Here is a 23,242-nt window from a genome sequence, read left to right on the forward strand (position 1 = left end):
TTAACAACTAGTGATTGATCATTCGCAACATTTCATCTCACATCAGGCTTGCAAGGAGTCTAGTTAAATGTTTTAATTAATTTATGGGGAATTAAGCATAGGGACTTTGTGTCCTCGTACTGTTAATAAGGTAAAAAACGTTTTGAAAAAGATAGCCCCCTTTTAAGACGATTTACCGAGACATTTTAGAACTTGTCTAATAAGGAGGACAACATGGTTTTATCAGATATCGAAATTGCAAATTCTATGACAATGCAGCCAATTGCAGACATTGCTGAAAAACTTGGTGTGACAGATGATGCCTTAATTCAGTATGGGAAATATAAGGCTAAAATTGACTTGCATCAGTTGGATGGTTTTAAAGATAAAGCTGATGGCAAACTTATTTTGGTTACTGCTATTTCGCCTACAGATGCTGGTGAAGGCAAAACAACAACATCTGTTGGTTTAGCAGATGCCATTTCAGCAATTGGTAAAAAAGCAGTAATTGCCCTCAGAGAGCCATCATTAGGTCCAGTTTTTGGTATTAAAGGTGGAGCTGCAGGTGGTGGTTATGCCCAAGTTGTTCCTATGGAGGACATTAATCTTCATTTTACAGGCGATTTTCATGCAATTGGTGCTGCCAATAACCTCCTAGCAGCTTTGATTGATAATCATATTCATCATGGTAATAGTTTAGGCATTGATTCTCGACGCATCACTTGGAAACGTGTTGTTGATATGAATGACCGTCAATTACGTCATATCGTTAATGGTCTTCAAGGTAAGGTTAATGGTGTGCCACGTGAAGATGGCTACGATATCACTGTAGCATCTGAAATTATGGCAATCCTGTGTCTTGCTGATAGCTTAGCAGATCTCAAAAAACGTTTAGATAACATTATCATCGGCTATAATTTTCAAGGGAAACCAGTTTTAGCAAAGGAACTGAAGGCTAGTGGTGCGATGGCAGCTCTTCTGAAAGACGCTATCCATCCAAACCTAGTGCAAACTCTGGAACATACTCCAGCCATTATCCATGGTGGACCATTTGCTAATATTGCCCATGGCTGTAACAGTGTTTTAGCAACAAAAGTGGCTTTGAAATATGCTGATTATGTGGTCACTGAAGCAGGATTCGGGGCAGATCTGGGCGCAGAAAAATTTATTGATATCAAGTGTCGTGTGTCAGGATTACGCCCGAGTGCTGTTGTTCTTGTCGCGACGATTCGTGCCCTTAAAATGCATGGTGGTGTGGCTAAAATAGATCTTGCTACTGAAAATGTCCAAGCTGTAATTGATGGTTTATCAAACCTTGAAAAACACTTAGATAATATTCGTCATGTCTATGGCTTACCAGCTGTTGTAGCTATCAATAAATTCCCACTTGATACAGAAGCAGAATTGAAGGTAGTTTATGATGCTTGTCATAAATTAGGTGTTGATGTTGTGGTTTCAGATGTTTGGGCAAAAGGGGGACAAGGTGGTATTGAACTCGCAGAAAAAGTTGTCGCCCTTACCGAAGAACCCAATCAGTTCCAATTCGTGTATGACGATGAAGATAGCATTGAAACAAAGTTGAATAAGATTGTGACTAAGGTTTATGGTGGTGAGGGTGTGATTTTGACACCTGCTGCTAAGAAAGAATTGAAAGAATTAACAGACCTTGAATTTAACCATTTGCCAATTTGTATGGCTAAGACGCAGTATTCTTTCTCTGATGATGCGACAAAACTTGGTGCACCAAAAAATTTCTTTGTTACAATTAGCAAACTCAAAGTATCAGCAGGAGCTGGATTTATTGTAGCTTTGGCTGGAGATATTATGACTATGCCAGGTTTGCCAAAAGTTCCAGCAAGTGAGCGTATTGACATAGATACCCAAGGAAAGATTACAGGTCTTTTTTAATCCAATAACCATACAAGACCTAAGGTTTACCGATTTTATGTTGACAAAATGAGCTGAAGGTTCAACCAAAGCAACTATATTTCTATTCTTACCCTCTAGCAAGTATTAAATGATTTCTCCTAATTATCATCACATCCTTCTATTTTTGAATGATTTCATAGGTTTAGAACACCAAATCATTTAAAACAGTACCAAAATATAACTATTTTCCAGATTTTTAAAAATGATGATCTAAATTAAAAGTTATTGGATTTGCAAGAATGTCAGCTTCCTGTATAATAAGTTTTATTCATCTGTGATAGAGGTCTAATGAAATGATAGGTTGATTATCATAGTTGATATGACTATACAGATGAGTTACAGTTTATTTGAAACTAGGCAAACAGTTCACAATTGATACACTATCTTAGAAAATCATCATTTTTGAAGGTAAAAAACAGATGTAGGTGTTGGTTGATTACCTAGTGAGAAAAGCTGCCTGTAGAGTTATTTCTTGTTTAGTAAGCTATTTATGTGAAGGGTCTACTAAGCTCTACTTATCATTTTATATCAACTAAGGAGGACAACGTATGGGAAACAAAAAAATAGCTACTCAAGAGAGTGCTAAGTTTAGCCTGACTGGGGCGACACTTTATGGGATAAATGCTGTTATCGGTTCTGGTATATTTCTTTGACCGCAGCATATTTATCGTGGCTTAGGTCCTGCATCTATAGCAGTTATGTTTGGAACAGCTCTTTTAACGATTCTGTTAGCTGTTTGTTTTGCTGAAGTTTCGGGTTACTTTGGTAAAAATGGTGGAGCTTTCCAATATTCTAAGCGGGCTTTTGGTGACTTTATAGGCTTTAATGTCGGTATTTTAGGGTGGGTTGTAACTATTTTTTCTTGGGCTGCTATGGCGGCAGGATTCGCAAAAATGTTCATCATTACTTTCCCGACTTTTGAAGGCATGAATATCCCTATCAGTATTGGATTAGTTGTTTTTCTATCGCTAATAAATTTATCAGGATTAAAAATCTCAAAAATCTTTACGATTATCGCTACGGTAGCTAAACTCATTCCGATTGTGCTTTTCTCTATCTGTGCTATTTTCTTTATAAACAAAGGTTTGGGTAACTTTGCACCATTTGTACAGTTAGAAGAAGGCAAAACACTTTTTGGTGCTGTTTCTGATACAGCGATCTATATTTTTTATGGCTTTATCGGATTTGAAACCCTTTCTATCGTTGCCGGTGAGATGAAAAATCCTGAAAAAAATGTGCCACGTGCTATTTTAGGCTCAATTAGTATTGTTTCCGTTCTTTATATGCTTATTATCGCTGGAACTATTGCCATGTTGGGTGATGATATCATGAATACTAATGCACCGGTTCAAGAGGCTTTCACGCGCATGATTGGTCCTGTTGGTGCTTGGCTGGTTTCTATCGGTGCCCTTATTTCAATCACTGGGCTTAATATGGGTGAATCTATTATGGTTCCTCGTCTTGGAGCAGCTATTGCAGATGAAGGCTTATTGCCAGTTGTTATTTCTAAACAAAATAAAAATGGAGCACCTATAATAGCAATTGCTATTTCATCAACTGTTGCCATTTTGCTATTACTAACTGGTTCATTTGAATTTCTTTCAGGGCTTAGTGTGATATTCCGCTTCTTTCAATATATCCCAACCGCATTAGCAGTTATCAAACTGCGTCAGGATGAACCAAATGCCAATCTTATTTTTAGAGTACCATTTGGTAGATTTATTCCGATTTTAGCCGTTGTCATAAGTATTCTTATGATTGCTGGCGGTAACATGATGAACTTTGTATATGGTTTTATTGGTGTTGCAATCTCTAGTATTCTTTACCTAATCATGCATGGTAATAAGAAAAACAAAGCAGTTATCTGAACTCTGATGATAGACTTGATTAGGAAATGTTGGTAGAAGCGATGCATTGATTTTAAATGTTAAGGATTGATTTTATGAACCCTTTTGTTGCAATAAGCTGATAAATAAAGTATAATCTAGCTTTACGCTTGGAAAGAGGTTAAAACATGAAACTGGCTTTAAAAGAATTGCGTTATTACGCTAAAAGATATATTTTGATAGAGTTACTCATTATTTTAATGATGTTTATGGTTGTATTTCTTATCGGTCTCGCTAATGGACTTAGCCGTGTGGTTAGTGCAGGTATTGAAGAAATCGAAGCGCCCTACTATCTGTTAAGTGAAGAAGCAGAAGGTATCACAACCTTCTCTAATCTGAGTACCACTATTTTGGATGATGTCAAAAGCAAACAGCTAGGTAACTACACAGAATTAACGATTCAAAGAACTGACTTGAGCGACAAGGATTCTAATAAACTAGACACTGTTTATTTTGCCATTGATAAAGATAGTTTCTTAGCACCTGAAATCAGTGAAGGTAAGCCACTATCTTCTCGCTCTAATGAGCTGGTGTTAAATGAGCGTTTTAGAGAAGAAGGTATTGCATTAGGCGATAAGGTATTGGCTAAAGGAGCAGATAAAGAATTAACAGTTGTTGGTTTTGCTAAAAATGCCTACTACGGTCACAGCTCCATTGCTTATGTCACAAAAGATACCTTCGAGGAATTAAATAAGGCTGTTAACCCCGCTTATACTTGGGTTCCTCAAGCACTTGTCTTTGAAACTGATCTTGTTAAGGATTATAGTTTTGATGGCGTGGAAGTTCTTGAAAAGAAAGCTCTTATTTCAAAAATTCCTGGTTATACTGCTCAACAGTTGACTTTAAAATTGATTATTTGGACCTTAGTTGTTATTTCATCAACTATTTTAGGTGTATTCTTTTATATCATTACTCTCCAGAAAAGGCGTGAATTTGGTGTTATGAAAGCTATTGGTAATTCAACTGGTGAGATTATTAGTAGCCAGCTTAGCCAGATTCTTATTCTAGCACTTTCTGGTGTAGCTATTGGTTTAATTGTTGCTTATACATTGGCACAGTTTTTACCAAAAACCTTACCATTCTATTTAACGGCGTCGACAGTGTTGCCAGTAGTTGTTGCCTTTATGACGATTGCTATTTTAGCTAGCTTATTGTCTATTCGTCAGATTGTCAAAATAGATGCCATAGAGGTTATCAATGGAGGTGATATGTAATGTCTCATGCAAAATTAGAACTAAAAGGAATTGGTAAGTCTTACAAAGATGGTGATGCGTCATTAACCATTCTAAAGGATTTGAATCTTTCTGTTGAAGCGGGTGAATTTGTTGCGATTTTAGGCCCATCGGGTTCTGGTAAAAGCACGCTTTTATCAATCGCAGGTCTCTTGTTAACAGCAGATACTGGTGCTATTTATTTGGATGGTGAAAAAGTATCTAGCAGTAGTCAAAAAGATTTGACAAAACTAAGACGCGAGCAATTGGGCTTTATCTTTCAGAGCCATCATCTCTTGCCTTTTATGACAATCAATGACCAGTTGTTAGAAGTTGCCGCTTTTAATAAGAATTTTAGTCGTCAAGAACGTCAAGAGGCTGTATCTACTTTATTGAAGGATTTAGGTATTGAAGGCGCAGCAAATAAATACCCTAATCAACTATCAGGTGGCCAAAGACAACGTGCAGCGATTGCCAGAGCCTTTGTACATCAACCGAAACTTATTTTAGCTGATGAGCCTACTGCTAGTTTGGATGCCGATAGAGGACGTCAAATCGCAGAATTACTGCGTAAAGAGGTTAAAGAGAGACAAACAGGAGCCATTATGGTGACACATGATGAACGTATCTTAGATTTAGTTGACAAGGTATATGAGTTAGAATATGGTCAATTGAAATTAGTTGCGTTTGGAGAATAAAAGATACTTATAAGGAGAAATAATGGCAGCACCTGTCAAACAATTCATTCTTGATGATGAAGGTCATTTGTACGTCTTGTCTAAACCCTTGTGGAAAAGAGGTTTATTCTGGTCAACGATAATTTTGGGGATGTTAAGCTTGTTTTTATTAGTTATGGCTATTGGTGCCATAATGGAATCAGTAGCTATTGATGACGCTCTTGCTCGTCATCATCTCTATTATGACACAGAAACAGACGATATTCAGGTCGATGGCGATACTGATTTGCCAGTAGATGATAGTTATTCCCCAGAAGATGAGATGATCGATGCTTATATTGAATTGACACGACAAATGGTCTTGATGCGTATGTATCCTGATAAAGTGTCGTATGAAGAAGCTACCGAATTAATTGATATGTACCTATCCATCTTAGAAGAAGCTCACGGTTCAAGTTCAGATATCTACATGACTAACAAGAAAAAAGGAGAGTTGATACTGCAGTTGTATAAAAATGTCTCCACATCAGGTAAAACCTTTACCCAGGATGAAAAGTTGATTATTGACAAACATATAAGTGAGATAACAGAAGATGTCGTTACTGCGACACAGAGCCTTGAGGAAGAACTATCATTATAATAACAAAAGCTAGCTATGGTTAGCTTTTTATTGTGACTTTTTGTATAATGAGAAAAAAGTGGCAGAGAGGTGTATTATGACAGCTTATGAACAGGTGTTAAAGGTTTTAGAGAGGCTTGGAATCAGTATAGAGTTGGTAGAACATGAACCAGCTTTTACGACTGAGGAAGCAGATAAATATATCGAAGGCATCGAAGGTGTTCGTACCAAGACTATGTTTTTGACTAATAAAAAGAAAACGCAATACTACCTTTTGATTATGGACGATAAAAAACTCTTGGATATGGATAAGTTTAGAGATATAGTAGGAGCTAATCGGATCCGTATGGCATCGCCTGATAGTTTATTGTCAAAGATGGGATTACCACCAGGTACAGTGTCACCTTTTGGTCTTTTAAACAATATGGAAAAGGATATTAAGGTTTATTTTGACCAAGAGATTATGTCAGAGGAACGAATGAGTTTTCATCCTAATACGAACGATAAAACCATTTTTATCAACACTCGTGATTTATTGAGATTTTTGGAAGAAATTGGGTTTGACAGTCATGTGATTGAGCTATCTTAAATAGCGTTTTGAGAGGAGAAAACATGCTTGCGTTATCATTTATTTATGAAGCTGTGATAGGTTTATTAACCTTTTTAGCTTTCTATTTGTATTATCGTCCTAAAGAAGATTGGCATGGCAAGGTTTTGATGTTGACATTTTTGTACGCCATGTATATGATGTTCGTTTTTTTCGTGACAGGATTACCTACACGACATGATTTCTTGTTTGCGTGGTATGCCTTAGAACATCAAATTAATGTGATACCATTTAGTCAAACGATCAATGTGATTGATTATCTGCTAAATCTCTTCTTATTTGTTCCATTCGGTTTTTTCCTGCCTCTTTTTTCTAAGAAGTACCAATCTCTTCCTAAGATGATACAAACTAGCTTTGGCTTTTCTTTATTTATTGAGGTGGTTCAATTATGCAATGAGCGGATTACGGATATCGATGATTTAATTTTGAATACCTTGGGTGCTGGTTTAGGTTATGTCATGTATCGCTTATTATTTAGGCAAAGAGACAGTTTAAGCACAGGATTGTCACCGATAAGATATAGTATTGTCTACTTTTTGATTCGTTTTATTCTATTTGATCCTAACTTTTTTTGGAGATTTTAGACTATCTCGTAGCATATTTCTGACAGGTGCTATCATATTTGATAAAATAATGATGTAATATAGGGAGTCAATCCTTAAAATCAACTAAAGGAGTTAATATGGAACAATTTGATGTATTGGTTATTGGCTTTGGTAAAGCTGGTAAAACCTTAGCTGCTAAGATGAGTATGGGTGGTAAAAAAGTCGCTATTGTCGAACAAGATACTAGTATGTACGGTGGAACCTGTATCAATATCGGCTGTATTCCAACCAAAACCCTGATTGTTGCAGCGGAAGAAAATTTAAGTTTTGAGCAGGCTATGGCTCAAAAAGAAGCTGTTGTGACACGTTTACGTGGTAAAAATAAACTGTTGATGGAAAACGCAGGTGTGACTCTTATCAATGGTAAGGCCCGCTTTACTGGTGATAAGATTGTTGAGGTTATTGCAGGAGATGAGACACTTCGCTTGACTGCTGAAACGATTATTATCAATACTGGTGCAGAATCAGTTATCTTGCCTATTGAGGGCTTGACCACGAGTCAGCATGTGTATGATAGTACAGGTATTCAACAACTAACAGCACAACCTAAACATTTAGGTATTATCGGTGGTGGTAATATTGGTTTAGAATTTGCTAGTCTTTACGCTGATTTAGGCAGTAAGGTGACTGTATTTGAAGCTTCTGAGCGCGTGCTTGGACGTTATGAACCAGAAGTTGCTGATTTAGCTAAAACCTATATGGAAGAAGATGGTGTCGACTTTGTTTTGTCGGCTAAGGTGTCTAAAGTGTCTAATGTTGGCGATAAAGTTCTTGTGATTGCGAACAATCAAGAGTTTACTTTTGATGCCCTTCTTTATGCCACAGGTCGTAAACCAAATACTGCTGATTTAGGTTTGGAGAGCACGTCTATTGAAATGACCGAGCGTGGTGCGATTAAGGTTGATCATTATTGCGAAACAACTGTTCCTGGCGTCTATGCCGTAGGTGATGTTAATGGTGGTCCTCAGTTCACATACACTTCTTTAGATGATTTTCGTATTGTATTTGGGAAATTAACTGGTAATGGCAACTATAGTCTTCAGGATCGTTCAACTATTGCAACAACCAGTTTCATTCGTCCAGCCTTATCACAGGTTGGCTTAACAGAACAAGAAGCTGCAGATAAAGGATATAACTACAAAGCAAACAGTTTGTTGGTTGCTAATATGCCGAGAGCTCATGTCAATAATAATCTACGTGGCATGTTTAAGGTAGTCGTTGATATGGATTCGCGTTTGATCTTAGGAGCAACTCTCCTATCTGCTGAAAGTCAGGAAATCATAAACTTGATTAAGATGGCGATAGATAACAAGATTCCGTATACTTATATCAAGAATCAACTCTTTACCCACCCAACCATGTCTGAAAACTTGAATGATGTTTTTAATTTCTAAGTGTCAGATAAAAGGAAGAACTCAACTTATGGTATAATGAAGAGACTGGAAATGTCCAGTCTCTTTGTTATATCTTAATTGTATAGGACTAGTGATTTAAGTCATGTTCTAAGACCTCTTGAAGAGATATTATAGATAGATTGCTAAGATCGTCGAGATATGAGAATAGAAAAAAAGTTTCGTGAGGAGTTAGTATGAATCAAAAACATACGGTTCGACAGTTACTGGATAAGAGTCGTAGAGGGATTTTAAGAGGGATTTTTAGTCGTACAACGATAATTGTTATTCTCTTAATTCTTCAGCTCCTTTTTATTGTATCGTCATTTATCTGGTTAGATCAGTACCGTTTTTATGTTGAAATTGCGGAAAATATTTTACGTATAGGAACGGTTTTGTATTTGATTAACAACCGTATGGATACCACTTCTAAGATTACCTGGTTACTGCTGATTTTGAGTTTACCTTTACTAGGCTCACTCTTTTTAATCTATACTAAGATGGATTGGGGCTATCGTGGGATGAAAAGAGGGATTCTGGTCTCACTTCACAGAGGTCAGCCTTATCTCAAACAGAACTTGGATGTCTTGGCAGAGTTACAAGATGCTCACTCAACCACCTATAATCTTGTTCAGTATTTCAGACGGACAGATGGCAAGTATCCTGTTTACAAGAATACCAGAGTTACCTATTTTCCTTCGGGGGAAGCTAAGTTTGATGAGATGAAACGTCAATTGTTGAAAGCCAAAAAGTATATCTTTTTAGAGTATTTTATCATTGATGAAGGCTTGATGTGGGGTGAAATCTTGGCGATTTTGGAACAAAAAGTTCAAGAAGGTGTTCAGGTTCGTGTGATGTATGATGGCATGATTGAGATGTCAACACTTTCATTTGACTATAAAGAGCGCCTTAGAGCCATAGGTATTGAAGCTAAAGCATTTGCTCCATTATCGCCTTTTATTTCCACTTATTATAACTACCGAGACCACCGTAAATTGTTAGTTATTGACGGTCAAGTCGCCTTTAATGGCGGGGTCAATCTTGCTGATGAGTATATCAATGAAATTGAGCGTTTTGGTCACTGGAAAGATAGTGCGATCATGTTAGAGGGGGAAGCAGTCAACAGCTTTGTTGTTATGTTTTTACAAATGTGGTCTGTCTTTGAAGATAATCCAGAATTCGATCGTTATTTAACTGAGGAGCATGAACACTATGAGGAAGAAGGTTTTGTCATTCCTTATGGAGATTCACCACTTGATTCTGATAGAGTGGGAGAAAATGTTTATATTGATATTTTGAACCATGCTAGAGATTATGTCTATATCATGACTCCTTACCTGATTCTTGATAGTGAACTAGAACACGCTTTGCGATTTGCATCAGAACGTGGCGTAGATGTTCGACTGATTATGCCGGGAATACCTGATAAGAAAATCCCTTATTATCTCGCTAAAACTTATTATGGTAGCCTACTCTCCTCAGGTGTTAGAATCTATGAATATACGCCCGGTTTTGTCCATTCGAAAGTCTTCCTGTCTGACGGCATAAAAGGAGTTGTTGGGACGATTAATTTGGATTACCGTAGTCTTTACCATCATTTCGAGTGTGCAACCTATCTTTATAAAACCGATTGTCTAGAAGCAATCAATGATGATTTTATACAGACATTTAGATTATCTAGAGAAATTACTTGGTTAGATTGGCGACAACGCCCGTTTTATCAAAAAGTCATAGGTGTGCTAATTAAAATGATTGCTCCTTTACTTTAATGACAACAAAACTCTTGTCAAATGTAAAAAAACTGATATAATAACATTATGCGATGAGTCGATAAGTGGCTTTGCCACTATTGCGCTAGGGATGTCATTAACGCAGGAGCGGACATTGTTAGGTTGTGTGAACCTGCCTAACTCATCGAAAGATGCCCTATAATCCTCTTCCTTTCAGGTGGGGGATTTTTGTTTTTCATGCTATCATAAACCTTTGATATTTTAAAGATTTCATTTTATGCACACTAAAAAGTCTATAATAGTTCACACCTCTATTTACAAGCAAGGGGTTAATCGTTTATATGAAGCATTCGCAACGATTTAGATGCTGAAAATGGTATTTATATGTGCGTTATTTCGCATAACTTATTGAAAGGTGTTGCGTGGAATTTTGCTTAAAGCTCTGAAGTTTGGGATGAGAGAGGATTAGTTCGTCTGACGACAGACTTGATTTTTGATTGAATTAAACATGTGATAGGTCAGTTAAAACTAGTATCCTTCAATAGTGTATTAAAGCTTCCATCAAGATAACATAAAAATACTGGTCAATATGCCCAGTATTTTTTGTGTGATTTAAAAGGTAGTCAAGATAGATTACCAGTTTTTTAACATGGTCTGATAATAGTGATGTAAAACAGGTATTTTTTGAAGAAGATAGTAACCAGTCAGTCCGACTAGAAATCCAGATAAGATACCTGTCATTGATAAAATAGGCAGATAATTAAGAGCACCAAGTGATTGAGCCAAGAAGGCAAACACTATTATTTGACCAATATTATGAATAACGCCACCGAGTGTTGAAATCCCTAAGACACTAACTCGTTTTGGTCCAAGTTTTTTGCTAGCTAACATGACAAGATAACTCAGTAACGAGCCTGCAGCACTATACATGAAACTTGAAAATGTACCACTTAATAGCGTAGCAATGATTAAGCGTACCAAGACAATTTTCAGGCTGTCTCGAGATGGCAATGTAAAAATAGCGATGAGGGTAATCAGATTACCAAGTCCCAATTTTGCTCCTGGAGCAAATGCAAAAGGTGTTGGGATAAGTCTTTCAATTAGTGAGAGGACAACAGCTTGAGAGGCTAACATGGCGATGAATACCATTTTATGATGAGAACGTTGCATAGGTTTATCTTTCTAGAATACAATCTACTGTTCTATATCTTACATTTTTTTTAGCCAACTGGCAATATTAAAGCGCTAATAATCCCTAGTGAAAAGCTTGAGGAAATCGCTATCTTGTTTTTATTGATAAAAAGCGTTATACTAATATAAGTTATTTAAACTGTATGTCATGATAATATGGTTTAAATGTTTAAACTAACTAAGGAGATTTTATGGTAAAAAACATTGTAATTGTAGGTGCTGGTTATGCTGGTATTGCAGCTGCTAGACAATTAGGAAAGACGTTTAAAAAAGATCAAGATGTCACCGTGACATTGATTGATAAAAACTCTTTCCATACCTATATGACAGAATTACATGAGGTGGCTGCTGGCCGTGTTGAAGCAAATGCGATTAAATATGATTTGCAACGTATCTTTAAAAAGTACCCAAAGGTTCAATTGGTTACTGATAAGGTTGTTGAGATTGATTATGACAAGAAGCAAGTTATTGCTGAGCATCAGACACTCAATTTTGATTATTTGCTTTTGGCTATGGGTGGTGAAGCTAATGACTTTGGTGTCCAAGGTGTAAAAGAACATGGCTTCACATTATGGTCGATCGAGGCTGCTGAACGTTTGCACGACCATATCATTGATGCTTGTTACCGTGCCATGCGTGAGCATGACGAAGCTAAGCGTCGTGCTTTATTGACATTCACTGTTATTGGTGCAGGGTTTACAGGCATTGAAATGGTCGGTGAATTGATTGACTGGGTACCGATTTTGGCGCGTGAGTTCAAATTAGACACCGCTGAATTTTCACTAAAAGTTGTCGAAGCGACACCGACTATTTTAGCGATGGTAACTGAAAAAGAGCAAACCAAGGCTCGTCAGTACCTTGAGAAAAAAGGTGTTGAATTAGTGCTTTCAGATGGTGTTGCAAGTGTTGAGGAAGATCGTTTGACACTTGTTTCAGGGCGTCAAATTCCAACTTACACATCTATTTGGACAGCAGGTGTACAAGCTAATACTGATGCTAGTGAGTTTGGGATTGAAAAAGGACGTTCTGGTCGTTTAGTGGCTAATGCTTACATGGAAGCCAAAGGCAAAGAAAATGTCTATGTGGCAGGAGATTTGGTTTACTTTGAAGAGACAGAAGGTCAACCAACACCACAAATTGTACAGGCAGCTGAACAGACAGGTCATACAGCGGCCAGCAATATCATTGCAGCTATTAAAGGTGGCGAAAAACATGCCTATAAGGGCAAATACGACGGCTTTATGGTATCAATAGGTTCTCGCTATGGTGTCGCTTACCTTATGGATAAATACCATCTATCAGGCTTCTTTGCGATGGTTGTTAAGCATTTGGTGAACCTACTGTATTTCTTCACCATCCGTAGTTTCTTCTATATGGGCTCTTATGTTCGTCATGAGTTCTTTGATATTCAAAACAAACGCAATATCTTTGGTGGACATACCTCGAGCAAGGGTAATCTCTTGTGGATGGTACCACTTAGGGTCTTTTATGGTAGCATGTGGCTATATGAAGGTCTTAAAAAGGCATTTGGCTTGTTTGGAACAACATCTTGGTTGGGTAATGAGGTTGTCTTCCCATTCCCTTGGTTAGCTGATCCAGTATCAGGAGCATCTGAGTCAGGGGCAGAAGAAGTTGTACATCAAGTATTCAGTCTTAACTATACTTACGGTGAACAGCCGATGACTGTTCTTGACAGTATGCCAGATTGGTTTGCTACGATTATGGAATTTATGATGCCAAACCAAGAGATTGCTCTCTTAATGCAAAAGGTGATGACTTTTGTTGAAATTGGTATTGGTTTAGCCTTAATCGGTGGTTTATTTGTCTGGTTGGTTAGTGCAACGACAGTTGCATTAGTTGCTATGTTTAGCCTTTCAGGGATGTTCTATTGGGTTAATATGTGGTTTGTTCCTGTTGCGATTGCACTGATGAATGGAGCAGGTAGAGCCTTTGGACTTGATTACTGGGTAATGCCTTGGCTTGGTCAAAAAATTGATCGTATGGTTTATGGAAAGCCCAAGCATATTTATAGGAAATAATAAGATTTAATGTGACTAAGCAGCTAAGTTATCAAATAGCTAGGCTGCTTTTCTGTCATTTGACGAAGAAGAAGGGAGAAGTGTGTGGTTCATCCTATTTGGTCAACCTATTCAGATATTCAAACAGGATTAGAAGAAGTCAAAGCCATTATTAAAGGTAATCTATCTCAGCTTCATCCTGAAATAACCGATAGAGTAACTGCTTATATTGAGGCTCCTGGTAAATATTTGAGAGCAGGTTTATGCTTACTTTTTGCCAGTATGAGTGACGGTCATCTCTTACAAGGTAAATATTACATTGCGGCAGCCATTGAAGTTTTGCATTTAGCAACACTCATTCATGACGATGTTATTGATAATGCAGCGACACGTCGAGGTCTTGATAGCCTTCAGGTAACGCATAGTAATCGTATTGCTGTTTATACGGGTGATTATTTGTTGGCGTATGCTGGACGTCTATTTGCTAAGGGAGCAGAACTGTTAGATATTAAGGAAGATAAGGATAGGTTATCCTTTCAACCCAGAGTGATTGAAGGTATACTAGTTGGTGAATTGAGACAGTTGATGAATCAATATCAGCTATCTGTCACTCCTAGAACCTACCTAAAGCAAATTCGTGGCAAAACAGCCTTGTTATTTGGTCTTGCTACTCAAGCTGGTGCTTATCATGAAGGGGTCAGTGATTACGACTTTAAAACAGCTTTCAAAATTGGAGAATCTATTGGGATGGCTTTTCAATTGACAGATGATCTTCTTGATTTTAATTTAAAGAGTCATCAATTAGGTAAACCAGTGTTACAGGATGTTCAAAATGGGATATACACTTATCCTATTATCATTGGGCTGTCTCGTTCTGAACACATTCAACATCTTTTAGAAGAGCACAAAGAAAAATCTTGGGAAGAAGTGTCATTACGACGACTCTATCATGACTTAGAACAATTAGGTGCTTTTAAGAATACCGAACAACTGATTAGCCGCTTTATGACACGTACGAAACAGTATTTGTCACGCTTACCTATTGAAAAAAAACAGCAAGAAGTCTTTAATCATTGGCTAGATGAAGTTATGTCTCGACAGTTTTAGTCCTGATATGAGTATTTATCTTAGGAAAAGAAAAAATACTTAAAGGTAGTGACAATTTTTAGATTTTCATGTATAATAATGATATATGAATAGCGCTTGCGCAAAAAAATTAAAGGAGTTTTCAATAATGTCATTGAAAAAGAAACTTATTACCGGAACTTTACTTTTCTCATCAGTACTTGCTCTTGTAGCTTGTGGTGGTCAAAAAGAAGCTGAAAAAACAGAAACAGAAGCTAAGACAGAAATGACTGAAACAGCTGAAAAAACAGAAATGGCAGCATTAAAAGATGGTACTTACACTGGTGAATCTGCATTTGATGAGCACGGTTTCAAAGTTATTCACTCTATTACAGTTAAAGATGGTAAAATCACTGAGTCAGCTTTTGGTTATGAAGATGAAAAAGGTATGTTAAAAGCTGATAACGAAGAGTACAACACAAACATGAAAGCAAAATCAGGAGTATCTTCTAAAGAGGCTACTGATAAGTTGAATGCTGATCTTATCGAAGCGCAAAATGCATCTGATGTTGAAGTTGTTACTGGTGCAACGCACACTTCTGAAAACTTCAAAATGGCAACAGAAGCTTTGTTGAAAGCAGCTGAAGAAGGAAATACTGAAAAAGTGACATTTGAGTTTGGTAAATAATCATTACTAACTTAGCATAGCTTATGGGGTTTGGGAGCAAGGATTTTAACACTTGTTTATCCCATTCCCCTTTTTAGATGAAAAGGAAGCTGAAATATGAAATGTTTAAAATACCTTCTGATGTTTTCTCTGTTGTTTTTAGTAGGATGTCAGTCCCAGACTACTCCTGACAGTTTACCTATAGTTAAATCGCCATTAAGACGATCAGAATCTCTATTACATACAGTCGTTCAAATCAGTATCTATCATGAGAATCAAGAAAAAGTTATGGATGAGGCTATAGCTTATATCAAGGAGATGGAAGCTTTATTGTCTACACAACTAGAAGGCTCAGATGTTTACAACATTAATCAAGGAGCAGGAACAGAGGTTAAGGTTGATGACAGGACCTTTACCATCATTGAAAAAGCTGTTGAGATGTCAGCAATCACGGATGGTCAATTTGATATTTCTATCGGTGCAGTATCAACCTTATGGAAAATTGGAGATGAAGCTGCGCGAAAACCTTCTCAAGAAGAAATTGAAGCTGCTCTGTCCCATATAGATTATAAAAAAATTGAGCTTAATAAAGACTCTAAGACGGTCAAAATTGCTAAGGGAATGGCTTTAGAGCTAGGGGCTATTTCCAAGGGTTTTATTGCTGATGAACTTAGAACTCGTTTTGAACAAGCTGGCATTACAACGGCAATCATCAATTTGGGTGGCAATGTTATTGCAATGGGAAGTTCACCGAGTCATGATGATGGCTGGCATGTAGGTGTACAGGACCCAGATGAAATCAGAGGTCAGACAGTAGGTCAAGTTCCAGTTTCTAATCAATCGGTAGTAACTTCAGGCATATATGAACGTTATCTTGAGCAGGATGGGCAAATCTATCACCATATTCTAAATCCTCAAACGGGTTATCCTGTTGACAATACTATTTCTGGTGTCACAATCCTTACCAACCAATCCATAGAAGCTGATGCCTTATCAACAACAGTTTTTTTATTAGGCTTAGAAAAAGGTTTAGACTTAGTCAATCAGCGTCCTGATGTTGAGGCTGTTTTTATCACTAAAGATCGCAATGTCTATTTGAGTGATGGATTACAGAAAGATTTTAAACTAACTAATGAGGAGTATCATCTTGCAAACTAAATCAAATCCTTTAACGCTAACTTCTTTTTTAGAGTTTGTCGAACTTCGTACCAAAGTGGCTAGCCTATTTCCCCTTATGATAGGAGTGCTATGGTCTATTTATGCTTATCAGTCATTTTCGCTAGTCAATACACTGCTCTTTGCATCAGCCACTTTGACATTTGACATGTGTACAACTGCCATAAATAATACGGTTGATTACCATAAAGCTTTGGATGATGAGTATAAGCATACTGAAAATGTTATTGGCAAATTTCGTTTAGAGATGAAGCAAATGATAATGATTGTTCTAGCATTGTTAGGCTTAGCAATCTGTTTATCTCTTATTTTGGTTTGGAGAACTGATTTACTCTTACTCCCTATGGGTATGCTGTGTTTTTTTATTGGCATTACTTACACATTTGGACCAATGCCCTTGTCACGTTTACCTTTGGGTGAAGTATTTTCTGGTTTAACGATGGGGTTTGGGATTTTCTTTTTAGCTATTTATATCCAAAATCCGACTGCATTGATGTCTCTAGAGTGGGGGATAACAGTCGTAAGTTTACATTTAGCATGGAGAGAAGTAGTCACAATAGCTTTCATGTCAATTCCTTTGGTATGTTTAATCGCTAATATTATGCTAGCTAATAATCTGTCTGATTTTGAGCAAGACATTCGTAATCATCGTCATACACTGGTTTTTTATATTGGTCAAAAAAGGGCACTCTTTCTTTATAAGATACTGGCATTGTTACCTTGGTTTATATGGCTTTTAGCAGTGTTATTTGGACTACTACCAAGATTAGCTTTATCAGGATTTTTATTATTTCCTTTAACTTATCGTCAGTTGCAACTCTTTCAAGAAAAGCAAGTTAAATCTGAAACCTTTGTAAGCTCTATCAGAGCCTTTATCATGTTTTCTATGATGTACTTAGTCATATTATGTCTACTCGTTATTTTTAGCTAGTGAGTATTTGTTTTTAGAATAAATGAAAATGAACAAAGGACCTAGGAATTGTAAGTCTTTTGTTCATTTTTTCTGTTGTCATAAGTGCTAGAGATAATTAAAGGGAACCTACAGAGGTAGGATAAGGTCATCAACTGCCTCATCGGTTTGGCCTTTACGTGTGATTTCGATTAAAAACTGATGTGGTAAACAAACCAGGATCTGACCTTCATGGCTAATCCATCCAGTTCTAACAGCGATTTGGTCAGGGCTATTATCTTCCTTGACCCGTATTTGACCATTTTTAATTTCAATGGTATTGTATTGCTCGTCATTAGGGTGATAGGTTTTTATCACCTCTTTTGGAGAGTTCAAACTGAGTTCATCCACAACTTTACCACTGATTTTGACGATAGCGACCAACTCGCTATTAGAATGATTAGAATATAGTCTGCTAGTGATGATGAGGGGTAAAAAGGATAAGCCAACAGCAATGGCAATGAGGATATAATCATAAGGTTTGAAATGAGTTAAAATAGATTTCATAATGTCGACTTTCTAACGATTGTCCTTTCATTGTAAATAAAAAAAGGTCTTTTGTAAATGATAAATCGCAGTGAATCAAGGTAAAAATTCGCATTTTTGACGTAATTATACTAAAATAGTAAAGGATCAAATGAAAAGTGAAGAGTAGGTATGAAAAAGAAAACTGGGATTGGTCAATCTCATAGTAAAATAATCTTAATGGGTGAGCATTCTGTAGTTTACGGCTATTCTGCAATTGCTTTACCATTAAAATCAATAGAAGTCTTTTGTTTCATAGAAGAAAGTAAAAGTGTGTTAAACCGAGATCCACAGGATCCTGTTTCCGTGGCAATTTTTGCTTCATTAGATTATTTAGGAGAGGAAGCTTACATTAGCTATCGAATAGCATCAGGTGTGCCGGAGAGACGTGGCATGGGCTCTTCTGCTGCAGTAGCAATTGCTGCAATTAGAGCAACCTTTGATTATTTTGGACAGGCATTAAGTTTATCACTGTTAGAAAAACTTGCTAATCAGGCAGAGGAAGTTGCCCATTGTAATCCAAGCGGATTGGATGTTAAGACGTGTTTGAGTGATGTTGCCATTCATTTTGTTAAAGGCGAAGGCTTTAAACCCCTCCTTTTTGATTTAGATGCTTATCTTATTATAGCGGATACAGGTGTACATGGTCATACTAAGGAGGCAGTCGAAAAGGTTAAGGCACTTGGTGATTTAGCTATTCCTCATTTAAAGAGCTTAGGGGATTTGAGTCAACAAGCAGAAGAAGTACTCTTGACAAATAACCTATCTGACCTTGGTGGCCTTATGACACAAGCTCATAAGGAATTGAAGCAGCTAGGAGTCTCATCTGTAGAGGCTGATGAGTTAGTCGTTCACGCCTTATCAGTGGGGGCATTGGGAAGTAAAATGACTGGTGGGGGCTTAGGAGGCTGTTTAATTGCCTTAACAACTACTGAAATTCAAGCACAAATGATTGCTGAAAAACTGGAAGAGAAAGGTGCTATTAACACATGGATCGAACGACTGTAAGTGTCAAATCTTATGCTAATATTGCGATTATTAAATATTGGGGCAAAAAAGATGCTAAAAAAATGGTTCCAGCCACAAGTAGTATTTCCCTGACATTAGATAATATGTACACAGAAACACGTTTGACGCGCTTGGAAAAAGCTAATGGAGATGAGTTTTATATTGATGGTGTTAGACAACATCCCGATGAGCATACCAAAATGTCAGCGATTATTGATTTGTTTCGTCAGGATAAAACAGACTTTATCAAGATAGACACAACCAATAATATGCCTACGGCTGCGGGTCTATCATCAAGCTCCAGCGGTTTGTCAGCATTGGTGAAGGCTTGTGATCAACTATTTGAAACCCATTATAGCCCAAAAGAGTTGGCGCAATTAGCCAAAGTTGCTTCGGGCTCATCAGCACGCAGTTTCTTTGGTCCATTGACAGCTTGGGATAAGGACACAGGAGATATTTTCCCTGTTAAGACAGATTTAAAATTGGCGATGATTATGCTTGTGTTGAATGATGCTAAGAAACCCATTTCAAGTCGAGAAGGGATGAAACGTTGTGTTGAAACATCAAGCAATTTTGCTGAGTGGATAGCACAATCTGAAAAAGATTATGAGGCGATGTTGACTTATTTAGCCCAAAATGATTTTGAAAAAGTAGGTGAGCTAACTGAGAGTAATGCTATTTTCATGCATCAGACACCATTAGCTGCTAATCCCCCTTTTTCTTATTTGACAGAGGCTTCCCATCAAGCTATGGATAGAGTTAGAGAATTACGCTCACAAGGAGAGCGTTGTTACTTCACAATGGATGCTGGTCCAAATGTCAAAGTTCTGTGTTTGGAAGAAGATTTATCTCATCTCGCAGCTATATTTGAGAAAGACTACCGTGTGATTGTCTCTAAGACAAAGGATCCCAACCATGACTAAATGTTATTCAGTCAAAACACCTGGTAAACTTTATATTTCTGGTGAATATGCCATTTTAGAACCAGGACAGTTGGCTTTGGTTAAAAATATTCCCATATACATGACAGCTAAGATTAGTCAAAATCAAACCTTTCAGATACAATCTGATTTGTTTAATTATTCAGTAGGAAGAGAATTGGATAATAACTATTCATTGATTCAAGATACGATAACCTACTTTGAGACTTATTTAGAGAGACCGTTATCTCCGTTTCGTTTAGATATAACGGGAAAGCTAGAAGAACATGGGAAAAAATATGGCATAGGCTCTAGTGGCAGTGTGGTCATATTAACCCTAAAAGCCCTTGCGCGTTTTGAAAATATTTCCTTGTCTAAGGATACTTTATTCAAATTGGCTTGCCTTGTCTTGTTGAGTAGGGGAGATAATGGTTCTATGGGGGATTTAGCTTGTATTGCCTATGATGACTTTGTCGCCTATACATCGTTTGACCGTTTAAAGATAAAAAGGCGATTGGATGAGAAAGGCTTGAAAGAAGTTCTTTTATCAGACTGGGGATATACTATTTCAGTGGTAAAAGTTGCCTTACCTAGTATTTTTATGGTTGGTTGGACTCAGGAACCAGCCATCTCAAAAGATTTGATCAATGATGTTAAGTCTGCTATTACCAATCCATTTTTACACTCATCCCATCAGCTCAGTCTAGACTTGAAACAGTCACTTGAAAAAGGCGATATGCTAGCTGTTAAGAGGATTTTTGGTCAGTTGTCCAATCTATTATTTGATTTGCATACCTCTATAAAGACAAGTCGTTTAGAAAGACTGATTGAGATTAGCAGTGAACATGGCGCTGTTGCTAAATCTAGTGGTGCCGGTGGTGGCGATTGTGGAATTGCTTTGGCATTTGATCAAAAAGCGGTAGATAACATTAGTGCTTTGTGGAAAGAAGAAGGTATTAAATTACTTTATCAGGAGAATTGGGGGAATTATGAATCGTAAGGATCAGCATATTGAGTATGCTTTAGCTTATCAGTCACCTTATAATAGTTTTGATGACATAGAGCTCATTCACCATTCGCTTCCTAAATATGATTTAGACGAGATAGACTTATCTACCCGCTTTGCAGGACGTGATTATGCTTATCCTTTTTACATTAATGCGATGACAGGTGGTAGTCAAAGAGCACATGAGATTAATGAAAAGTTGGCTCAGGTTGCAGAGGCAACAGGAATTCTTTTTGTTACTGGCTCATATAGCGCGGCTCTGAAAAATCCTGAAGATCGCTCTTTTCATGTTTCAGCAGATAAACCTAATTTGCTATTAGCTACTAATATAGGGATTGATAAAACGGTTGATGACGGTTTAAAAGCGATTGAAGACTTAAACCCATTGTTTTTACAAATTCATGTCAATGCCATGCAAGAATTACTGATGCCTGAAGGAGAAAGAACCTTTAAGCATTGGGTGAGCCATCTAAAAGCATTTATTGCACATATTCCTATTCCGATTATATTAAAAGAAGTTGGTTTTGGTATGGATCTTGAGACCATGCAAGAAGCCTATGATTTGGGGATTAGGATTGTAGACTTATCAGGTCGAGGTGGTACGAGTTTTGCTTTTATTGAAAATCAAAGAGGTGGAAACCGTCCTTATTTGGATGATTGGGGACAAACAACTGCCTTAGCCTTGCTAAGAGCAAAGCCGATGATGGACAGAATGGATGTATTAGCAAGTGGTGGCATTAGAAACCCGTTAGATATGATAAAAGCTCTAGTCCTCGGAGCTAGAGCTGTTGGTTTATCACGTCTGATACTAGAACTTGTGGAGAACTATTCGGTTACAGAGGTTATTGAAATCGTCAAAGGTTGGCAAGATGACCTAAGATTGATCATGTGTGCCTTATCTTGTCGTACTATTGAGGAATTAAGAAAGACGAATTATCTTTTATATGGACGTCTGAAAGAAGCCAAAGAGCAGTTGTAGAGAGAAAAAAACGGGATATCATCGACTCCTTGTCAGAGTGATGGACCCCGTTTTTTATATGAAATCTTTACCAGTGTTATTATTTTTTTGAACATCCCAGAAAAACATATCACGACCATGTCCAAGAGCAGGCATATTAAATTGTTTTTCTAAAATAGTTAGTATATCCATAACTTGTCTTCCTAATTCGTGTGCTCGCATATCCCCTTTTCGGAAATAATGATGGGTTGACTGTAGTTTTAATAAAATATGAAGCATGACATATGTTTGATATTGTGGCTTGGCTAACTCACTATCTAAATAGTCGATAATCCATTCAGCTTTTTCATAATTTCCTGAACGCGAAAAGTATCGCAAAGTATCTAATAGCATCTGTATCTGAACTTCCTTGCTTTCTTTACCTAGATGGTGATCTTCTGTTAAAGATACCATGATTTCTTTTGTACGATAAATAACCATTTTGTCAGGGAAATGTGCAAGCGTTAAGCTATAGACCATCCATTCCAGTTTGCCCCAATGATCAACTTTATTCAAAAATTCACTGACGCGCTTGATTTCCTCAGTCATATCCCAAGTTGTATCAAAACCATAGCCAATATGAAGTTTAATCATATCAGCTACAATTGTTTTTAGAGGAGGATTTAAACTAAAATCATAAGGGATATCTTCTAGCGCATGTCTGAGAATATCTTCTTCATTAGTATAGTTCGTCAAACATCTATGCAAATGCTGTATAAGAAACTCAATGGATTCACCTTGATAAGTTTCAAAGAAATCTTCCCATGTAACTCCAATTCTTATGAGAAGCTTATTAAAGTTCTCTAAACTGATGCTTGAGTCTTCTTTTTCAAATTTACTTAAAAATTGAGGGGATACGATATCTTGAGCTGTTGCTTTAATAGTAAGACCGCGTTCTTCTCGTAACTTTTTAAATGCTGCACCATATGATGTGATAAACATATACGCATTCCTTTCTTATTCTATTTTTAATCCTATTATAACTTATTTTAGGTCGTTTTGTATATTAATCAACTAAAGTTTCATTTTTTAGATGAAGTAAAGAAGAAAATACAATAATTGTTACTTTTTTTAAGAAAAACAGAA

At 37.0% G+C, this 23,242-nt stretch carries 20 protein-coding genes and 1 pseudogene; 18 read left to right on the forward strand and 3 right to left on the reverse strand.

All coding sequences use genetic code 11. The annotated features are described in order from the left end of the window. The first annotated feature begins 213 nt into the window (after positions 1-213). The 9 genes and pseudogenes from ACVRZH_RS01680 (at position 214) to cls (ending at position 10,673) form a co-directional block, all read left to right on the forward strand. Positions 214-1,887, forward strand: coding sequence for a formate--tetrahydrofolate ligase (locus tag ACVRZH_RS01680; RefSeq protein WP_447453592.1), 1,674 nt, complete (start codon positions 214-216; stop codon positions 1,885-1,887). A gap of 569 nt (positions 1,888-2,456) precedes the next feature. Then, positions 2,457-3,776, forward strand: a pseudogene (locus tag ACVRZH_RS01685) (APC family permease). 146 nt (positions 3,777-3,922) lie between these two features. After that, positions 3,923-5,008 carry an ABC transporter permease gene (locus ACVRZH_RS01690; RefSeq protein WP_447453593.1) on the forward strand — a complete coding sequence of 362 codons (1,086 nt, stop codon included), beginning with the start codon at positions 3,923-3,925 and terminating at the stop codon, positions 5,006-5,008. After that, positions 5,008-5,703 carry an ABC transporter ATP-binding protein gene (locus ACVRZH_RS01695; RefSeq protein ID WP_447453594.1) on the forward strand — a complete coding sequence of 232 codons (696 nt, stop codon included), beginning with the start codon at positions 5,008-5,010 and terminating at the stop codon, positions 5,701-5,703. Before ACVRZH_RS01690 ends, ACVRZH_RS01695 begins: the two co-directional genes overlap by 1 nt. A 22-nt stretch (positions 5,704-5,725) precedes the next feature. After that, complete coding sequence (locus tag ACVRZH_RS01700; RefSeq protein WP_447453595.1) at positions 5,726-6,322, forward strand: hypothetical protein; 597 nt, start codon at positions 5,726-5,728, stop codon at positions 6,320-6,322. A gap of 76 nt (positions 6,323-6,398) precedes the next feature. Further along, positions 6,399-6,890, forward strand: coding sequence for a prolyl-tRNA synthetase associated domain-containing protein (locus tag ACVRZH_RS01705; protein WP_447453596.1), 492 nt, complete (start codon positions 6,399-6,401; stop codon positions 6,888-6,890). Between the two features lie 23 nt (positions 6,891-6,913). Then, entirely contained in the window at positions 6,914-7,492 is a 579-nt protein-coding gene (locus ACVRZH_RS01710) for a VanZ family protein (RefSeq protein WP_447453597.1), read from the forward strand. A 98-nt stretch (positions 7,493-7,590) separates the two neighbouring features. Beyond that, positions 7,591-8,907: an FAD-containing oxidoreductase gene (locus tag ACVRZH_RS01715; protein ID WP_447453598.1), complete on the forward strand. Its 1,317-nt coding sequence runs from the start codon at positions 7,591-7,593 to the stop codon at positions 8,905-8,907. 194 nt (positions 8,908-9,101) lie between these two features. Then, positions 9,102-10,673, forward strand: a complete 1,572-nt coding sequence (cls, locus tag ACVRZH_RS01720; RefSeq protein WP_447453599.1) for a cardiolipin synthase — start codon at positions 9,102-9,104, stop codon at positions 10,671-10,673. A gap of 594 nt (positions 10,674-11,267) precedes the next feature. On the opposite strand, the gene ACVRZH_RS01725 is transcribed toward cls, so the two are convergent. Beyond that, positions 11,268-11,804, reverse strand: a complete 537-nt coding sequence (locus ACVRZH_RS01725; RefSeq protein ID WP_447453600.1) for a Gx transporter family protein — start codon at positions 11,802-11,804, stop codon at positions 11,268-11,270. 212 nt (positions 11,805-12,016) lie between these two features. Here ACVRZH_RS01725 and ACVRZH_RS01730 point away from each other — a divergent pair, with 212 nt between their 5' ends. The 5 genes from ACVRZH_RS01730 to ACVRZH_RS01750 all read left to right on the forward strand — a co-directional run bounded on the left by ACVRZH_RS01730 (position 12,017) and on the right by ACVRZH_RS01750 (position 17,682). Further along, positions 12,017-13,864 carry an FAD-dependent oxidoreductase gene (locus ACVRZH_RS01730; protein ID WP_447453601.1) on the forward strand — a complete coding sequence of 616 codons (1,848 nt, stop codon included), beginning with the start codon at positions 12,017-12,019 and terminating at the stop codon, positions 13,862-13,864. Between the two features lie 84 nt (positions 13,865-13,948). Beyond that, entirely contained in the window at positions 13,949-14,950 is a 1,002-nt protein-coding gene (locus tag ACVRZH_RS01735) for a polyprenyl synthetase family protein (RefSeq protein WP_447453602.1), read from the forward strand. Between the two features lie 127 nt (positions 14,951-15,077). After that, positions 15,078-15,596 carry an FMN-binding protein gene (locus ACVRZH_RS01740; RefSeq protein ID WP_447453603.1) on the forward strand — a complete coding sequence of 173 codons (519 nt, stop codon included), beginning with the start codon at positions 15,078-15,080 and terminating at the stop codon, positions 15,594-15,596. Positions 15,597-15,692: 96 nt separating this feature from the next. Continuing rightward, a complete protein-coding gene (locus tag ACVRZH_RS01745; protein ID WP_447453604.1) occupies positions 15,693-16,733 on the forward strand; it encodes an FAD:protein FMN transferase in 1,041 nt (346 codons plus the stop codon). Further along, entirely contained in the window at positions 16,723-17,682 is a 960-nt protein-coding gene (locus ACVRZH_RS01750; RefSeq protein ID WP_447453605.1) for a 1,4-dihydroxy-2-naphthoate polyprenyltransferase, read from the forward strand. Before ACVRZH_RS01745 ends, ACVRZH_RS01750 begins: the two co-directional genes overlap by 11 nt. Before the next feature lie 108 nt (positions 17,683-17,790). Here the strand turns inward: ACVRZH_RS01750 and ACVRZH_RS01755 are convergent, their stop codons facing one another. Then, entirely contained in the window at positions 17,791-18,207 is a 417-nt protein-coding gene (locus tag ACVRZH_RS01755) for a NusG domain II-containing protein (protein WP_447453606.1), read from the reverse strand. Positions 18,208-18,357: 150 nt separating this feature from the next. Here ACVRZH_RS01755 and mvk point away from each other — a divergent pair, with 150 nt between their 5' ends. Genes mvk through fni form a run of 4 tightly spaced genes read left to right on the forward strand, consistent with a single transcriptional unit; the run spans position 18,358 to position 22,138 of the window. After that, positions 18,358-19,233 (forward strand): mevalonate kinase, encoded by an 876-nt coding sequence (mvk, locus tag ACVRZH_RS01760; protein WP_447453607.1) that lies wholly within the window; start codon positions 18,358-18,360, stop codon positions 19,231-19,233. Then, on the forward strand, positions 19,215-20,156 hold the full coding sequence (gene mvaD / locus ACVRZH_RS01765; protein WP_447453608.1) for a diphosphomevalonate decarboxylase: 942 nt from the start codon (positions 19,215-19,217) through the stop codon (positions 20,154-20,156). The genes mvk and mvaD overlap by 19 nt, the downstream gene beginning before the upstream one ends. Next, a complete protein-coding gene (locus tag ACVRZH_RS01770) occupies positions 20,149-21,153 on the forward strand; it encodes a phosphomevalonate kinase (RefSeq protein ID WP_447453609.1) in 1,005 nt (334 codons plus the stop codon). The genes mvaD and ACVRZH_RS01770 overlap by 8 nt, the downstream gene beginning before the upstream one ends. Continuing rightward, positions 21,140-22,138: a type 2 isopentenyl-diphosphate Delta-isomerase gene (gene fni, locus ACVRZH_RS01775; RefSeq protein WP_447453661.1), complete on the forward strand. Its 999-nt coding sequence runs from the start codon at positions 21,140-21,142 to the stop codon at positions 22,136-22,138. Before ACVRZH_RS01770 ends, fni begins: the two co-directional genes overlap by 14 nt. Before the next feature lie 54 nt (positions 22,139-22,192). Here the strand turns inward: fni and ACVRZH_RS01780 are convergent, their stop codons facing one another. After that, positions 22,193-23,098 carry a helix-turn-helix domain-containing protein gene (locus ACVRZH_RS01780; protein WP_447453610.1) on the reverse strand — a complete coding sequence of 302 codons (906 nt, stop codon included), beginning with the start codon at positions 23,096-23,098 and terminating at the stop codon, positions 22,193-22,195. Positions 23,099-23,242: the final 144 nt, after the last annotated feature.

The sequence above is a fragment of the Streptococcus fryi genome, assembly GCF_053206505.1.

Excerpts from the sequence above, each read along its gene's own strand:
- ACVRZH_RS01725 (WP_447453600.1), bottom strand. The coding sequence starts at position 11,804 with ATGCAACGTTCTCATCATAAAATGGTATTCATCGCCATGTTAGCCTCT.
- mvk (WP_447453607.1), top strand. The coding sequence starts at position 18,358 with ATGAAAAAGAAAACTGGGATTGGTCAATCTCATAGTAAAATAATCTTA.
- ACVRZH_RS01770 (WP_447453609.1), top strand. The coding sequence starts at position 20,149 with ATGACTAAATGTTATTCAGTCAAAACACCTGGTAAACTTTATATTTCT.
- ACVRZH_RS01740 (WP_447453603.1), top strand. The coding sequence starts at position 15,078 with ATGTCATTGAAAAAGAAACTTATTACCGGAACTTTACTTTTCTCATCA.
- ACVRZH_RS01705 (WP_447453596.1), top strand. The coding sequence starts at position 6,399 with ATGACAGCTTATGAACAGGTGTTAAAGGTTTTAGAGAGGCTTGGAATC.
- ACVRZH_RS01715 (WP_447453598.1), top strand. The coding sequence starts at position 7,591 with ATGGAACAATTTGATGTATTGGTTATTGGCTTTGGTAAAGCTGGTAAA.
- ACVRZH_RS01690 (WP_447453593.1), top strand. The coding sequence starts at position 3,923 with ATGAAACTGGCTTTAAAAGAATTGCGTTATTACGCTAAAAGATATATT.
- cls (WP_447453599.1), top strand. The coding sequence starts at position 9,102 with ATGAATCAAAAACATACGGTTCGACAGTTACTGGATAAGAGTCGTAGA.
- ACVRZH_RS01745 (WP_447453604.1), top strand. The coding sequence starts at position 15,693 with ATGAAATGTTTAAAATACCTTCTGATGTTTTCTCTGTTGTTTTTAGTA.
- mvaD (WP_447453608.1), top strand. The coding sequence starts at position 19,215 with ATGGATCGAACGACTGTAAGTGTCAAATCTTATGCTAATATTGCGATT.
- ACVRZH_RS01755 (WP_447453606.1), bottom strand. The coding sequence starts at position 18,207 with ATGAAATCTATTTTAACTCATTTCAAACCTTATGATTATATCCTCATT.
- ACVRZH_RS01780 (WP_447453610.1), bottom strand. The coding sequence starts at position 23,098 with ATGTTTATCACATCATATGGTGCAGCATTTAAAAAGTTACGAGAAGAA.
- ACVRZH_RS01700 (WP_447453595.1), top strand. The coding sequence starts at position 5,726 with ATGGCAGCACCTGTCAAACAATTCATTCTTGATGATGAAGGTCATTTG.
- ACVRZH_RS01680 (WP_447453592.1), top strand. The coding sequence starts at position 214 with ATGGTTTTATCAGATATCGAAATTGCAAATTCTATGACAATGCAGCCA.
- ACVRZH_RS01695 (WP_447453594.1), top strand. The coding sequence starts at position 5,008 with ATGTCTCATGCAAAATTAGAACTAAAAGGAATTGGTAAGTCTTACAAA.
- ACVRZH_RS01730 (WP_447453601.1), top strand. The coding sequence starts at position 12,017 with ATGGTAAAAAACATTGTAATTGTAGGTGCTGGTTATGCTGGTATTGCA.
- ACVRZH_RS01710 (WP_447453597.1), top strand. The coding sequence starts at position 6,914 with ATGCTTGCGTTATCATTTATTTATGAAGCTGTGATAGGTTTATTAACC.